This is a genomic window from Bradyrhizobium sp. WBOS07 (genome assembly GCF_024585165.1).
Classification (GTDB): Bacteria; Pseudomonadota; Alphaproteobacteria; order Rhizobiales; family Xanthobacteraceae; genus Bradyrhizobium; species Bradyrhizobium japonicum_B.
The window spans coordinates 3,122,057-3,136,186 of the sequence record NZ_CP029008.1; the positions used below are offsets into that span (position 1 = coordinate 3,122,057).

Annotated in this window: 14 protein-coding genes; 8 read left to right on the forward strand and 6 right to left on the reverse strand. The window is 65.6% G+C overall.

The annotated features are described in order from the left end of the window. Positions 1 to 90 precede the first annotated feature (90 nt). Both DCM79_RS14765 and DCM79_RS14770 read left to right on the forward strand, forming a co-directional pair. Positions 91 to 1,599, forward strand: a complete 1,509-nt coding sequence (locus DCM79_RS14765; RefSeq protein ID WP_257180477.1) for a bifunctional 3-(3-hydroxy-phenyl)propionate/3-hydroxycinnamic acid hydroxylase — start codon at positions 91 to 93, stop codon at positions 1,597 to 1,599. 26 nt (positions 1,600 to 1,625) lie between these two features. Next, positions 1,626 to 2,477 carry a fumarylacetoacetate hydrolase family protein gene (locus DCM79_RS14770; protein ID WP_257180478.1) on the forward strand — a complete coding sequence of 284 codons (852 nt, stop codon included), beginning with the start codon at positions 1,626 to 1,628 and terminating at the stop codon, positions 2,475 to 2,477. A gap of 18 nt (positions 2,478 to 2,495) precedes the next feature. Here DCM79_RS14770 and DCM79_RS14775 read toward each other — a convergent pair whose 3' ends face one another. After that, complete coding sequence (locus DCM79_RS14775; protein ID WP_257180479.1) at positions 2,496 to 3,338, reverse strand: hypothetical protein; 843 nt, start codon at positions 3,336 to 3,338, stop codon at positions 2,496 to 2,498. Between the two features lie 214 nt (positions 3,339 to 3,552). Between DCM79_RS14775 and DCM79_RS14780 the strand changes: the two genes are divergently transcribed. The 4 genes from DCM79_RS14780 to DCM79_RS14795 are packed head-to-tail and all read left to right on the forward strand — an operon-like array spanning position 3,553 to position 7,923. Beyond that, entirely contained in the window at positions 3,553 to 4,437 is an 885-nt protein-coding gene (locus DCM79_RS14780; RefSeq protein WP_257180480.1) for an IclR family transcriptional regulator, read from the forward strand. A 1-nt stretch (position 4,438) separates the two neighbouring features. Then, entirely contained in the window at positions 4,439 to 5,635 is a 1,197-nt protein-coding gene (locus DCM79_RS14785) for a CaiB/BaiF CoA-transferase family protein (protein ID WP_257180481.1), read from the forward strand. Between the two features lie 57 nt (positions 5,636 to 5,692). Beyond that, positions 5,693 to 6,679: a tripartite tricarboxylate transporter substrate binding protein gene (locus DCM79_RS14790; protein WP_257180482.1), complete on the forward strand. Its 987-nt coding sequence runs from the start codon at positions 5,693 to 5,695 to the stop codon at positions 6,677 to 6,679. A 23-nt stretch (positions 6,680 to 6,702) separates the two neighbouring features. After that, positions 6,703 to 7,923: an ABC transporter substrate-binding protein gene (locus DCM79_RS14795; RefSeq protein ID WP_257180483.1), complete on the forward strand. Its 1,221-nt coding sequence runs from the start codon at positions 6,703 to 6,705 to the stop codon at positions 7,921 to 7,923. A gap of 134 nt (positions 7,924 to 8,057) precedes the next feature. On the opposite strand, the gene DCM79_RS14800 is transcribed toward DCM79_RS14795, so the two are convergent. The 3 genes from DCM79_RS14800 to DCM79_RS14810 form a co-directional block, all read right to left on the reverse strand. Beyond that, the gene (locus DCM79_RS14800) at positions 8,058 to 8,549 is read right to left on the reverse strand and encodes an SRPBCC family protein (protein ID WP_257180484.1); all 492 of its coding nucleotides are present in this window, start codon (positions 8,547 to 8,549) and stop codon (positions 8,058 to 8,060) included. Next, complete coding sequence (locus DCM79_RS14805; protein WP_257180485.1) at positions 8,546 to 8,932, reverse strand: helix-turn-helix transcriptional regulator; 387 nt, start codon at positions 8,930 to 8,932, stop codon at positions 8,546 to 8,548. The genes DCM79_RS14800 and DCM79_RS14805 overlap by 4 nt, the downstream gene beginning before the upstream one ends. Before the next feature lie 99 nt (positions 8,933 to 9,031). Beyond that, entirely contained in the window at positions 9,032 to 9,736 is a 705-nt protein-coding gene (locus DCM79_RS14810) for an SDR family oxidoreductase (RefSeq protein ID WP_257180486.1), read from the reverse strand. A 118-nt stretch (positions 9,737 to 9,854) separates the two neighbouring features. On the opposite strand from DCM79_RS14810, the gene DCM79_RS14815 reads away from it, so the two are divergent. Continuing rightward, positions 9,855 to 10,694 (forward strand): GNAT family N-acetyltransferase, encoded by an 840-nt coding sequence (locus tag DCM79_RS14815; RefSeq protein WP_257180487.1) that lies wholly within the window; start codon positions 9,855 to 9,857, stop codon positions 10,692 to 10,694. A 65-nt stretch (positions 10,695 to 10,759) separates the two neighbouring features. On the opposite strand, the gene DCM79_RS14820 is transcribed toward DCM79_RS14815, so the two are convergent. Further along, positions 10,760 to 11,203, reverse strand: coding sequence for a hypothetical protein (locus tag DCM79_RS14820; protein WP_257180488.1), 444 nt, complete (start codon positions 11,201 to 11,203; stop codon positions 10,760 to 10,762). Positions 11,204 to 12,461: 1,258 nt separating this feature from the next. After that, positions 12,462 to 13,034, reverse strand: coding sequence for a hypothetical protein (locus DCM79_RS14825; RefSeq protein WP_257180489.1), 573 nt, complete (start codon positions 13,032 to 13,034; stop codon positions 12,462 to 12,464). Positions 13,035 to 13,427: 393 nt separating this feature from the next. Here DCM79_RS14825 and DCM79_RS14830 point away from each other — a divergent pair, with 393 nt between their 5' ends. Further along, a complete protein-coding gene (locus DCM79_RS14830; RefSeq protein WP_028136955.1) occupies positions 13,428 to 14,087 on the forward strand; it encodes a peroxiredoxin in 660 nt (219 codons plus the stop codon). The last annotated feature ends 43 nt before the right edge of the window (positions 14,088 to 14,130 follow it).

Genomic DNA, 14,130 nt, shown 5'->3' on the forward strand with positions numbered 1-14,130 from the left:
CAGTGGGAGAAGGTGGGACCGGCGTCCGCTGGGCGGACACTTCGGCCGGCGGCGTTGATGCTGCGGCGCAGCTCGGGGAAGAGATAAGCAATGCAAGATAGCTCCACCCCCGAAGACTTCGACGTCGTGATCGTCGGCCGCGGCCCGGTCGGCGCCACGCTCGCCAACCTGCTCGGCCTGTGCGGCGTGCGCACGCTGGTGCTGGAGCGCGAGGCGCGGACCTATCATTTGCCGCGCGCGGTGCATTTCGATGACGAATGCATGCGCGTGTTCCAGAGCATCGGCCTCGCCGACGCCATCCTGCCGCACGTGATCCTGAGCCCGGGGATGCTGTTTCTCGACGCCGACGGCCGCATGCTGCTGGACTGGTCCCGTCCGCAGACGCTGACCCCGATGGGCTGGCATCTCAGCTACCGCTTCCACCAGCCCGATCTGGAGGATGTCCTGATCGGCGGCCTCTGCCGCTGGCCCCGCGTCGCCATGCGCAATCGCTGCGACGTCTTCGCGCTCGATCAGGACGAGCGCGGCGTGCGCGTCCGCTATGAAGACCTCTCAACTGGAGAACTCAAGGAAGTCCACGCAGCCTATGTGATCGGCTGCGACGGCGCCCGCTCGCTGGTCCGCCGCTTCATCGGCTCCGGCATGCACGATCTCGGCTTCCACGAGCGCTGGCTGGTGATCGACGTGCTGCTCAAGCGCGCGCGCGACGATCTCGGCGACTACAGCCTGCAGCATTGCGATCCCGCGCGCCCGGCGACCTATGTGCGCGGCACCGGCGTGCGGCGGCGCTGGGAGATCACGATCCTGCCGGACGAGGATTCCCAGGAGGTCGTGCAGACCGCAAAGGTCTGGAACCTGCTGTCGCGCTGGATCACGCCCGACGACGCCGAGATCGAGCGCGCGGCGGTCTACACCTTTCATTCCGCGATTGCCCAGCAATGGCGGAATGGACGCTTGCTGCTCGCGGGCGATTCCGCACACCAGACCCCGCCCTTCCTCGGCCAGGGAATGTGCGCGGGCATCCGCGATGCCGCGAACCTCGCCTGGAAGCTCGACGCGGTCATCCGGGGCGGCGCCGGGTCAGAGCTGCTCGACACCTATCAGAGCGAGCGCCTGCCGCATGTGCGCGAATTCATCGAGCTCGCCATTCGTCTCGGCGGATTGATCAACACCAAGGCGATCGAAGCGGGCCTGGCTGCGGGCGAGCCGCGCGAGAACGCGCCGGTGAAGCTCGAGGTGAAGAAGCCCAAGCTCGGCCCCGGGCTGGCACCGCGCGAGGTGCCTCTCGCCGGAGACCTGGCGCCGCAGTTCGAGCTGCGGGACGGCAGTCGCAGCGACGACCAGGTCGGCTACGGCCACGTGCTGTTGGTCGCAAACGCGGTCGCCCCCTCCGCATGCGCGGCGCTTGCCCAGGCAGGACTCAAGATCCTGACTGGCGATGACGCGCCGGCCATCGGCGACTGGCTGCGCAAGCACGACATCATCGCCGCGCTCTTACGCCCCGACCGCTATGTGCGCGGCACCGCCCGCAACGAAGCCGAGCTTGACCAGTTGATCGCGGCGACACAGCCTTTAACCTGCGTGCCGTCCGCGGCCTGACCCAACTTTTTCCCAGGGATGATCTCATGAAGCTGCTTTCTTTCATCGCCGACGGCCGCACCTCGTTCGGCGCCGTCAAGGACAATGGCGTTGTCGATCTCGGCGCGCGGATGACCGGTTGCACGACGCTGCGGCAATTGCTCGAAACCGGCGGCGTGGCCGAGGCGGCAAAGCTGGTCGCGTCCACCGCGCCCGATCATCCGCTCGACCGCATCACCTTCCTTCCCGTCATCCCCGATCCCGGCAAGATCATCTGCGTCGGCCTCAATTATCGGGACCACGTCGTGGAGACGGGCCGTACAGTCACCGAGAAGCCGGCGCTGTTCGCGCGCTTTGCCTGCAGCCAGGTCGGCCATCTCCGGCCGATCGTGAAGCCGAAGGTCAGCGACGATTTCGACTATGAAGGCGAGCTCGCGCTGGTCATCGGCAAGCAGGGCCGGCACATCCCCGCTGACCGCGCGCTCGGGCACGTCGCCGGCTATTCCTGCTACAATGAAGGCAGCGTCCGCGACTGGCAGCGCCACACCAGCCAGTTCCTGTCCGGCAAGACCTTTGCCGATAGCGGCAGCTTCGGTCCGTGGCTGGTGACGGCCGACGAAATTCCCGATCCCTCAAAGCTCAGCTTGCAGACGCGCCTCAACGGCACCGTGGTGCAGGACACCACCACCGATCTCCTGATCACCGCCATTCCCGAGCTGATCGCCTACATCTCCACGATCTGCCCGCTCGATCCCGGCGACGTCATCGTGACGGGCACGCCCGGCGGCGTCGGTGCCAGGCGCACGCCGCCCTTGTGGATGCGCCCGGGCGACATTGTCGAGGTCGAGATTTCCGGCATCGGAATCTTGCGCAACACGGTCATCGCCGAGCCGGCCTGACCACGTCTCGCCAATCGTTCACGCCAGATAGAGCGCCAGATAGCCCTGCATCGCATAGAGCGCGCAGAGCGCGAGGCTCGACCACACCGCGGCGCTGAAATACAGGAACATCCAGGTCAGCTCGCCCTTCCAATGCGCGATGTCGTGGGTCACCACCCAGCGGGTCGAGACGTCATGCAGTCCCTCGAGGAAGCCGAGGAACGTATTGCCTTCGGCGTGCCCTGCCCGCCAGCGGCTGAGATACATGGGAACGTCGACGGTGACGAGGAAGGCGAGGAAGCAGGCGATGCCGACGATGCCTGACATCAGCGCCCAGCGCACCACGCCCTGGAATTCCGGCATCAGGCGGCACAATGCGATGCCGGCGAGGAAGAAGGTCACCGCCCACAGCGAGTTCTCGATCGCGTTGTAGAGGAAGTTGGTCGTCACCACCGCGTACCATGAGAAGCACTCCGCGATGATGATGATCGGCACGATCACGAGCGCGATGTTCACCGCGGTCTCCGCGCCGGTCATCTTGCCGAGCTGATGCAGGATGATGGCCCATTGCGCCACGAAGCAGAGCTCGGCCACGGTCGCGACCGTCCGGCCGACCACGACGCTCGACAGCCAGGTGTCGAACAGGCAGATGCGCTGCACGTCGGCGCGCGGCAGGAACGAGCGGAAGGCGCAGCCGAACACATAGCCGGCGCAGAGCAGGAACATCAGCCCGATGTCCGAGCCGCCGCTGAGATTGCCCGACGGCGTCGCGTAGAACTCGCGGTACAGCATGAACCAGACGAGGATATTGGCGCCGCTCACAAGCGTGAGCGATCCCCACCACCACGCGAGGGGATTTGACCGCGCCTGCCACTGCAACATGAGCCGCTCCGCAAATAATCGATCTGACATGTCGTCGTAATAATCCTGTCACAAGACGGCATGCAATCACGACAAAAAATCTGTGTGCTGGGTCTGTCGCGCGCGCTTTCCAGCGGAATGCCCGGGTCGACGCGCCTGTCCACATATCGGACAATTCTGTCGGGATCGTCGAATCTATTGGACAGAGCTCCTCGCCTCGTCTGATAGTTAGGTCATGGCGCCGACAGACTCATCCAAGCCGCGACATCCGCTCTCCTCTGCCGCCGCCGTGCTGGCGGAGAGCGCCGATGACGCTGCCTTCGCCACGACGCTGGCCAAGGGCCTCGTCGTGCTCGAAGCGTTCAGAACCGGGAGCACCTTGCTGGGCAACATGGAGCTGTCGACGCTGACGGGCATCCCGCGGCCGACGGTGGCGCGGCTCACCCACACGCTGGCCGAGCTCGGCTACCTCCGCTACGACGCCGAACGGGCCAAGTACCGCGTCGGTGCGCGGGCGCTGCGGATCGCGCATCCTCTGCTCGCCGGGATGCAGTTCCGCCAGGTGGCGCGGCCGATGATGCAGGAGCTGGCGCTCAGCGTCCGCGGCACGGTCTCGATCGGCCTGCTCGACGCCACCTCGATGATCTATGTCGAGACCGCGCGCTCCGGTGACGTCGGACCGCACGTGCCCGACATCGGCATGCCGATTCCCGTGGTGCTGACCGCGATGGGACGCGCCGCGGCGGCAACCCTGCCGGCGGCCGATGCCGACCGGCTCGAGCGGAACATCGCGGCCGAAGACGCCGAGCTATGGTCGGTCTTTCGCGACAAGTACCGCGCCGGAATCGCGCAATGCAGAAGCCGCGGCTTCTGCACCTGCTGGGGCGAGTACATGGCCTCGATCCATGCGGTCGCGGCGCCGCTGTTTCACGCCGGCGAATCCAAGCAGTCGTTCTCGATCAATTGCGGCATCCCGGCGTTCCGCCTCCAGCCGGGCCAGCTGGAAGCCGAGATCGGTCCGCGCATCGCCGCGCTCGCCGACAGCATCCGCGCCATCGTCGGGCAGGCTGAGCTCGCGCCGCCGCGCAAGACCAAGAAGATCGCAAGGACCGGGGCGTGACATGGCTGGACCGCTCGAAGGATTGAAGGTTCTCGACATCGCGACCATCATCGCAGCGCCCTTTGCCGCAACGCTGCTGGCCGATTACGGCGCCGAGGTGCTCAAGATCGAGATGCCCGGCCAAGGCGACGGCGTTCGGTCGTTTCCGCCGTTCAAGGACGGCAAGCCGCTGTGGTGGAAAGCGGCCAATCGCAACAAGAAGTTCGCCACGCTCGATCTGCGCACGCAGGAAGGACTTACGCTGTTCAAGCAGCTGCTTCCGCGCTTCGACGTGCTGATCGAGAATTTCCGTCCGGGAACGCTCGACCGCTGGGGCTTGCCCAAGGAGGTGCTGTGGTCGATCCAGCCGCGCCTCGTGATCCTGCGCGCCACCGCCTTCGGACAGGATGGCCCCTATCGCGAGCGGCCCGGCTTTGCCCGCATCTTCGAGGCCATGGGCGGGCTCACCTACATCACCGGCGAGAGCGAGGGCGAGCCGACCCATCCGGGATATCCGATCGGGGATTCGATCGGCGGCCTGTTCGGCGCCGTCGGCGTGCTCGCGGCGCTGTGGAAACGGGCACGAGACCCCAATGCCCCCGGCGAGGAGATCGATCTTTCGCTGACTGAAGCCACTTTCCGCCTGCTCGACGTTCTCGCCATCGAGCACGATCAGCTCGGCGCGGTTCGAGAGCGGATCGGCAACGCCAACGGCTATTCGGCGCCGGCCGCCGTGTTTCGCACCAGCGACGGTCACTGGGTGACGCTCGCAGGCTCGACCAACGCACTGTTTGCGGCGAACTGCCGGGCGATCGAGCGGCCCGACCTCATCGATGACCCGCGTTTCGCCACCAACGACCGCCGCGTCAAGCACGCCTCCGAGCTCAACGACATCTTCGCCGGCTGGTGCGCCGCCCATTCCCTCGACGAGGTCCTGGCGAGGTTCAATGCCGCGCAGGGAACGCTGGCGCCGATCTATTCGATCGACCAGATCGCCGACGATCCGCAAGTGAAGGCGCGCGAGGTGATCACCCGCGTGGCCGACCGCGATTTCGGCACGGTTGCCATGGCCAATGTCGTTCCTCGCTTCAGCGTCGATCCGACGCGAATGCGTCACGCCGCAGGCGACGTCGGCCAGGACAATGACGAGGTCTTTCGGGACTGGCTTGGCCTGTCGGACCAGGAGATTGAACGGCTCACCCAACGAAAGGTGATCTGACGCCGCAACAAGACCAACGACACAAGAAGACCAACGACAAAAGGGAGGACGAAAACGGTGGCATCATTCAAGGTCTCACGCCGAACCCTGCTGGGCACGATCGCAGGCGGCCTCGCAGCAGGATCGGGCTTGGCAGCGCATGCCGAGGACGCCTGGCCGTCGCGCCTGGTGCGGCTGATCTCGCCCTACGGCCCCGGCGGCTCCAACGACATCTCGCTGCGCCTGCTGGCCGAAGAGTTCGGCCGCAGTCTGCGTCAGCAGTTCATCGTCGAGAACAAGCCCGGTGCCGGCACCCGCATCGCCAACGACATGGTCGCCCATGCGCCCGGCGACGGCTACACGCTTCTGTATGCCGCAGCCCCCTACGCCACCGCCGAGGCGCTGTTCGGCAAGCTGACCTATGACCGCAAGGAACTGCAGCCGGTCGCCATGGTCGTGGTCGCGCCGCTGTTTCTCATCATCAGCGCGGACGCACCGTTCAAGACGCTTCCCGAGCTGATCGCCTACGGCAAATCGAAGCCCGACGGGCTGACCTTCGCCTCTCCCGGCGCCGGCTCGCAGCCGCACCTGGCCGGAGAGCTGCTGTTCCGCGACGCCGGCGTCAAGGGCCTCAACATCCCGTTCCGGGGCGATGCCGCCTCCTACACCGAGCTGCTCGCCGGCCGCGTCGATGCCACGCTGACGGCGCTGCCGACCGCCCTGCCCTACATCCAGAGCGGCAAGTTCATCGTGCTCGGCGTCGCCTCGCCCGAGCGCAGCGCGCTCTATCCGCAGGCGCCGACCTTGCGCGAGCAAGGCTTTCCCAACGTCGCGGCCGCCGGCTGGTACGGCTTCATGGCGCCGGCGACGACGCCGCGTGCGATCCTCGACAAATTCCAGGCCGAAGTCCTGCGCGCGCTCGCCGAGCCGGCCATCAAGGACAAGCTGACGGCTCAAGGCCTCGAGGTGCGCGCCGGCACCGCCGCCGAGTTCGGCAAGTTCATCGATGCCGAGACGCAGAAGTGGACCAAGCTGATCCGCGATGCCGGGCTCAAGGGCGAATGACAGTGTGCGAACAGGGCATGAAAATGAAGAACCGTCTTCTCGAACGCATCGCCGCCTCCGCCCTCGCTCTGGCGCTGTCGATCGCACAGGCTCACGCGCAGAAGAAATACGATCCCGGCGCCTCCGACACCGCGATCAAGGTCGGACAGACCGTGCCGCTGAGCGGCCCCGCCTCGGCCTATGCCGTGATCGGCAAGACCCAGGCGGCCTACATGAAGATGATCAACGACCAGGGCGGCGTGAACGGCCGCAAGGTCGAGCTGATCCAGTATGACGACGCCTATTCGCCGCCGAAGACGGTCGAGCAGGTCCGCAAGCTGGTCGAAAGCGACGAGGTGCTGCTGACGTTCCAGATCATCGGCACCGCGCCGAACGTCGCCGTGCAGAAATATCTCAACGCCAAGAAGATCCCGCAGCTGTTCGCGGCCACCGGCGCGGCCCGCTTCACCGATCCCAAGAACTTCCCCTGGACCATGGGCTTCAACCCCTCCTACCTCGTCGAGGGCCGGATCTACGCGCAATATCTCCTGAAGAATTATCCGAACGCCAAGATCGGCGTGCTCTTCCAGAACGACGACCTCGGCAAGGATTATCTCGCCGGCCTCAAGGCGGGCCTCGGCGACAAGGCCAAGATGGTGGTGGCCGAGACCTCCTACGAGATCTCAGAACCGACCATCGACTCGCAGATCCTGCGGTTGAAGGACGCCGGCGCCGACGTGCTGTTCAGCGCCACGACGCCGAAGCAGGCGGCGCAGGCGATCAAGAAGGTCGCCGAGATCGGCTGGAAGCCGCTGCACATCATCGACATCAACGCCTCCTCGCTCAGCGCCGTGCTGAAGCCGGCGGGTCTGGACAATTCCAAGGGCGTCATCAGCGTCGGTTACGTCAAGGATGCCGCCGATCCGGAATGGAAGGACGATGCCGGCATGAAGCGCTACCTCGCCTTCATGGCGAAGTACTATCCCGAGGGCGACAGGGATTCGAACCTGAACGTCTACGGCTACATCACGGCCCAGCTGCTGGTGCAGGTGCTGAAGCAATGCGGCGACGATCTGACCCGTGAGAACGTGATGCGGCAGGCCGCGAGCCTCAGGGACGTCGTGCTCGATCTGACGCTTCCCGGAATCTCCGTCACGACGACGCCGACCGACTACCGCGTCAACAAGCAGTTCCAGATGGTGCAGTTCGACGGCCAGCGCTGGCAGAAGCTCGGAGACATCGTGTCGGACGAGGCGAAGGAGTGAGGACCCGGGTTAGGCGCCGTTCCCCCACACCTCTCGTCATGGCCGGGCTTGTCCCGGCCATTCACGCCTAACCGCGCAGCACGAATAACGTGGATGCCCGGGACAAGCCCGGGCATGACGACCAAGACTGTAGCTCACCGCTTCATGCCCGCCACATAGGCCGCGAGCTTGTCCAGCGTCTGATAGCCGTATTCGACGGCGCCGAAGCCGATCATGCCGTCGCGCTGCTCGGTGCTCGAGGCCAGCTGCCGCATCATCAGCACGGTCTTGCCGTTGCTCTGCTCGGCAAAGGTAACGGTGAAGCGGAACATGCCGGGATCGTCGTCCTGGTCGTGGCCGTGATCCATCTCCATCAGGGACGGCCGCTCGATGCGGCGGAAGTGCATCCGGTTCGGATAGACCGTGCCGTCGGGGCCGATCATGTTGAAGCGCCAGACGCCGCCGACGCGCACGTCGATCTCGAAGGTCTCGACCTTGAACCCCTTCGGCCCGAACCATTGCGGCAGATGCTTCGGGTCGGACCAGGCCTCGAACACCAGATCGCGCGGCGCGTCGATCACGCGCGACATCACGATCTCGCGGTCGAGCGACCATTGCGACAAAGCGGGATTGGCAGACTTCGTCATGACTCAGAACCTTTCCGTCTGGTTGTTCGGGACGGCCGCTTGGCGGCCGCCCTCTCCTTCTTGAGCTTCATCACGTAGGCTTCGAAGCGGTCCAGCCGCGCCTCCCAGATCGCGCGCTGCTGCTGGAACCAGTCCTCGGCGCCGAGCAGCGCATCCGGGCTGAGGCGGCAGGTGCGCACGCGGCCGGTCTTCTCCGACAGAACGAGACCGCTCGTCTCCAGCACATGGATGTGTTTCATGAAGCTCGGCAGCGCCATGTCGAAGGGATTGGCGAGCTCGCCGACCGAAGCCTCGCCGGCGCACAGCCGCATCACGATCGCCCGCCGGGTCGGATCGGCAAGCGCTGCGAAAACCTGGTCGAGGTGGGTCAATTGGTTAGCCATGAAGCTAACTATATTCCCATAACGGCGGGCGTCAAGAAATACTTATCCGTCAGGCTAACTTTATCCGGATCGCCGGTTGGACCCCGGCGGATCCGCGGCTCAGACCGAGCGCGTCAGGCCGCCGTCGACGCGGATGTTCTGGCCGGTGATGTAGGCGGCGCCGTCGGAGGCCAGAAACGAGATCGTCGCCGCGATCTCCTCCACCTTGCCGTAGCGCTTCAGCGGCACGCTGTCGCGGCGCGCGTCCTGCTGCGGCAGGCTGTCGATCCAGCCCGGCAAGACGTTGTTCATGCGGATGTTGTCGGCCGCATGGGTGTCGGTGAAGATCTTCGTGAAGGCGGCAAGGCCGGCGCGGAACACCGCCGAGGTCGGGAACATCGCGCTTGGCTCGAACGCCCAGGCGGTCGAGATGTTGATGATGGCGCCACCCTTCTGCGCCTGCATCAGCGGCGTCACCAGCCGCGTCGGGCGGATCACGTTCAGCAGATAGGTGTCGAGGCCGGCGTGCCATTGCTCGTCGGTGATCTCGGTGACGGGAGCGCGCGGCCCGTGGCCGGCGCTGTTGACGAGCACGTCGATCCTTCCCCACTTCGCCATGGCCCCGTCGACGAGACGCTTGAGGTCGTCGTTCTCCTTGTTCGAGCCGGTGACGCCGAACCCGCCGAGCTCGGCGGCCAGCGCCTCGCCCTTGCCGGAGGACGACAGGATCGCGACGTGAAATCCGTCCGCGGCCAGCCGCCGCGCAGCCCCTGCCCCCATGCCGCTGCCGCCGGCGGTGACGAGCGCAACCTTCTCTGCTGCCATGAGCCATCATCCCCTTGAGTTGAGGCGAGCCGCAGGCTCGGCCTATCATGCGGCCTTCTACAGCCAGACCTGTCGGCAGGTCCATGGTCGAAGGGACGCATCCGATGAGCAACGCGCGATGAATGACTTGCAGATCCGCAATCTGCGCCCCGAGGAAATCTCCCTCGCCATCGACTGGGCCGCAGCCGAAGGCTGGAATCCCGGCCGCTACGATGCCGCCTGCTTCGCAATCCCCGACGCGCAAGGCTTCTTCGTCGGCGAGATCGATGGCGAGCCGGCCGCAACCGTCTCCTGCGTCAATTACGACGACCGCTTCGCCTTCCTCGGGTTCTATATGGTGCGTGCAGACCTTCGCGGCTCCGGCCACGGCCTGAGGATCTGGAACACGGCGATCGCGCATGCGGGCTCCCGCGTGATCGGGCTCGACGGCGTGGTGGCGCAGCAGGACAATTACAGGAAGTCCGGGTTCCAGCTCGCTTACGCCAACATCCGCTATGGCGGCGTCGTCGCCGCGCCCGTGAAGCCGCCAGCCGATGTCGTCGCACTCGACACGATCCCGTTTGCGCTCGTGGAAGCCGACGACACCACCGTCTTCCCGGCGCGGCGCAGCGCCTTCCTGCGCGCCTGGATCAACACGCCAGGCCATGTCGGCCGCGCGCTATGGCGCGACGGCAAGCTCGCCGCCTGGGGCGTGATCCGGCCGTGCCGGACCGGCTCCAAGATCGGCCCGCTGGTCGCCGACGATCGCACGGCGGCCGAGGCGATCGTGCAGGCCCTGCTGGCAAGCGCGCATGGCGAGGTGTTTCTCGACGTCCCCGCCGTCAATCGCGAGGCCATCGCGTTCGCGGAGGCGCTCGGGCTCAAGCCGGTGTTCGAGACGGCGCGGATGTACACCGGCGCGATCCCGCCGCTGCGCATCGATCGCGTCTTCGGCGTGTGCAGCTTCGAGCTCGGCTAAAGCTTTGCGCATGATCCGTTCCGGAAAACCGCTGCGCAGTTTTCCGGATCATGCCTTGGCACCGCTCAGTAGCAGCGCGTGATGTTGACCGTGTGCTCGCTGCCGCCGCGGCCGGGCACCCTCACCTGCTCCGTCGGGCAGCTCGGCACGTAGGGCCGGTCGGACGGCACGACGTTCGGCGGGAAACGATGCGTCCAATCCCAGGGCACGTCATACGTGTAGGTGTAGCGCACGTCGGCGGAGAGCGACTGGGCGATATCGACGAAAGACTGGCTGTTGCCGCCGCTGTCGCGGAAGAAGCCGCCGCCGGGCCAGTAGACGAAGGGGGTGTTGCGCCGGTGGAACCGGGCGCCCGGCGCGATGGGCGGACGCGCGATCGCGCCGGACGGCGCCGCACTCAGCCCGTGCGGCGCAGCGCCGCCGGGTTGAGCAGAACTATCGCTGAGGCTAAGGAGCAGCGCGGCTGCGCTGAGCGAGGCGAGCATCGCCCCATGCATTGTGTAGGTCATGATACGCACCAACTCGTTTGGCTTCGGCGGCTCCCCGCAGCTACGCTAGGCCGGGCCGTCGCCCAGCCGCAAACGTATAATTAATTATTGGTTAAGGCACGGGATTAGCCGGGGAGCCGGTGCGGCAAAGAGCGCCCCGATGGCCGCCGATGGGCACTTCGCTCCAAAACAGCGTCTCACAACCAGTTGATCGGACTTGATCGCCTCCGCCAACCAGGTTCCGGAACGCTCCCGCAGTGCCACCATTGGCCCCCGACACAAGCCGCGAACGCGTGAGGCCCACCGTCCACACCGGACGGTGGGCCTTCGTGCGTCAGCAGCTTCCGGCGCAGCTGACCGCGCGCCGGATCGAGCGTTCTTCCCCTATCCCTTGCGCTATCCGACGGCAAAACACCCAAGCCCTCGGTCAATCGTCCTCGCCGAAAATATTCCGCTTTACCGAATTTCGGAAATGACGTATGTGTCGCGCAACCCGGCCCAAGGAAGAGGGGCGTATCGCGATCGTCACGAACGCGGGCCGGGCGGCGGTGGACGCCGATGGCATCGGCGCGAAGGGTTTTGCAGGGCGGGCAACCGTGAGCAAGGCGCCTCGCGCACACGACCGGTGCAATCGGCGTACGGCAAAATCGTGTGGTCCTGGCGCCCGGGGTCTGTGCGCCAAGTGTTGCGGTGATGTGGCGGCCCGACCGGGCCGCGCATCGATCATCCGCAAGGCGACGGGGGCAATAGTGCAACGCTCCCCGGGGAGAGCACGACATAAGCCGTCAAACCACTGCGCAGGGAAGGCCGGGATGTCCCGGTTGCCCTGTTCTCCGCTATGCAGCAGCACACGCAGTCTGCCCTTGGCATGGCGGTCCATGGGAGCCACCGGCGCCCGGCCTTCCCTGCGCCCTCGTTCAGAGGGCGAAGCGATCAAGCAAAGCTCGGGCAACATGCGCCGCGAGGATGCGATCCCATGTCAATCATTCACCACTCTCGTGCCCCGGACGCTGCGCAGCACGAAGTGATGCGCTGCAGAGCCGGGGCCCATGCAGCAGCGAGCACGCGGCTCGCTGGGTCCCGGCTCTGCGCAGCAGCGCAAGAGCGCTGCAGCGCGTCCGGGACACGCGAGAGACGCGCGCAATCACCACATGCGCCGTCGGCCTCGAGCAGGACGCCGGCACAGAAAAAACGGCGGGGAAATGACCCCGCCGTTCGATCGCGTCCTCATCAACAGACGCGTGGATGCTACATGCCTGAGTCTTACATGCAAAAAGTCTTACATGCCGATGTCGAACACGTTCGGCAATTGGCCCGCCAGCGGCAGCGCGGTGGCACCGAGGAAGGTCGCCACCATCGCCATCAGGCGACGGTTGTTGTGGCGCTTGCCGCGCATCTGGCCGGCGATCCACTCCAGCATCTCGCTGTTGACCTTGGAGGCATAGGACGGCGCCCAGCTCTCGATCTCGGTATCGGCCGACAGCGCGACGCTGCGCGGCGGCACCTTCAGGCCCGAGGCACTGGCGGCATAATGGGCAACGGCCTTGGCGAGCAAATCGTCGAAGCGGCCGCCATCGCTGCGCTCGGTCGCGGCCTCGTTGATCTCGAACAGGACCTCGGCCTCGGCGCGGCTGACCGGCTGGTCGTTGACGGCGGTGGCCGTCAGGATCCGCGTGCACCAGGCGGTGTCATCGGCATCGAGCGAACGGGAGAAGTGCACCCTTCCCTTGGTGGTCGGCCCCTCCCCGGTGATCACGCCGTCACGCACGATGGAGAGTGCATGGGCCGCGGTATCGCGGCAGGACGGTTCGAGGGACGAGGGTTCGACAGATTTAGGCGCAGCGGCAGACATAGTTCACTTCCAGACTTCTTCTGACCGGCCAGCATTTTCATGCCGGCGTAAAGGGGTGGTTAACGATTCGATACGGCGATCGCGACTTTTCGAGATGGTTGCCAATTGGTCGCTGTCAGGACCGTTTTGGTTCTCGGACGCGCCGGGCGAGCGTGATGAAAGTCATAAAAGGCATTATCGGGGCGAGCGAGGCCGTGCGACCCCGGGTGGAGATGTTTCGCCGCAGGCGCTGCTGTAACAATAAGTTGCTAGGAAATCGGGCCTTCAAGGAAGGAATTCACATTTTACTCGAACCGGTTCAGCGGGCGTTCACTTGGTCTGGCAAGGCCCCTATAATGCGGGTGACGGCCAGAGACGAATTTCCCAGTCAGTTCAATGCGATGAGGTAAAATCATGACACTTCCGATCGGCGCCACCGCGCCCGACTTCGAAGCCGAGACCACCGAAGGGAAGATCAAGTTCCACGACTGGATCGGCAACAGCTGGGCGCTCTTGTTCTCGCACCCCAAGGACTTCACGCCGGTTTGCACGACCGAGCTCGGCGCTCTCGCCAGGTTGAAGCCGGAATTCGACAAGCGCGGCGTCAAGCTGATGGGCCTCTCGGTTGACCCGGTCGACAACCATGCCCGCTGGTCGGAGGACATCAAGGAGACGCAAGGCGCAGCGCCGAACTACCCGATGATCGGCGACACCGATTACAACGTCTCGAAGCTCTACGGCATGCTGCCGGCCGCGATCTCGGGCGATCCCCTGAAGCGCACCGCCGCCGACAACCAGACCGTCCGCAACGTCTTCATCATCGGGCCGGACAAGAAGATCAAGCTGGTGCTGGTCTATCCGATGACCACGGGCCGGAACTTCCAGGAGATCCTGCGCGTCATCGACTCGCTGCAGCTCACCGCCAAGCATCGCGTCGCGACCCCTGCCGACTGGACCCAGGGCGACGACGTCATCATCGCGGGCTCGGTCTCCAATGACGAAGCCAAGACGATCTACCCGCAGGGCTGGAAAGAGCCGAAGCCCTACCTGCGCATCGTGCCGCAGCCGAAATAGTCGACAGTCATTCCGGGGCGGTCCGAAGGACCGAGCCCGGAAT

Coding starts and splice junctions, on each gene's coding strand:
- DCM79_RS14765 (WP_257180477.1), top strand. CDS start 91: ATGCAAGATAGCTCCACCCCCGAAGACTTCGACGTCGTGATCGTCGGC.
- DCM79_RS14770 (WP_257180478.1), top strand. CDS start 1,626: ATGAAGCTGCTTTCTTTCATCGCCGACGGCCGCACCTCGTTCGGCGCC.
- DCM79_RS14775 (WP_257180479.1), bottom strand. CDS start 3,338: ATGTTGCAGTGGCAGGCGCGGTCAAATCCCCTCGCGTGGTGGTGGGGA.
- DCM79_RS14780 (WP_257180480.1), top strand. CDS start 3,553: ATGGCGCCGACAGACTCATCCAAGCCGCGACATCCGCTCTCCTCTGCC.
- DCM79_RS14785 (WP_257180481.1), top strand. CDS start 4,439: ATGGCTGGACCGCTCGAAGGATTGAAGGTTCTCGACATCGCGACCATC.
- DCM79_RS14795 (WP_257180483.1), top strand. CDS start 6,703: ATGAAGAACCGTCTTCTCGAACGCATCGCCGCCTCCGCCCTCGCTCTG.
- DCM79_RS14800 (WP_257180484.1), bottom strand. CDS start 8,549: ATGACGAAGTCTGCCAATCCCGCTTTGTCGCAATGGTCGCTCGACCGC.
- DCM79_RS14805 (WP_257180485.1), bottom strand. CDS start 8,932: ATGGCTAACCAATTGACCCACCTCGACCAGGTTTTCGCAGCGCTTGCC.
- DCM79_RS14810 (WP_257180486.1), bottom strand. CDS start 9,736: ATGGCAGCAGAGAAGGTTGCGCTCGTCACCGCCGGCGGCAGCGGCATG.
- DCM79_RS14815 (WP_257180487.1), top strand. CDS start 9,855: ATGAATGACTTGCAGATCCGCAATCTGCGCCCCGAGGAAATCTCCCTC.
- DCM79_RS14820 (WP_257180488.1), bottom strand. CDS start 11,203: ATGACCTACACAATGCATGGGGCGATGCTCGCCTCGCTCAGCGCAGCC.
- DCM79_RS14825 (WP_257180489.1), bottom strand. CDS start 13,034: ATGTCTGCCGCTGCGCCTAAATCTGTCGAACCCTCGTCCCTCGAACCG.
- DCM79_RS14830 (WP_028136955.1), top strand. CDS start 13,428: ATGACACTTCCGATCGGCGCCACCGCGCCCGACTTCGAAGCCGAGACC.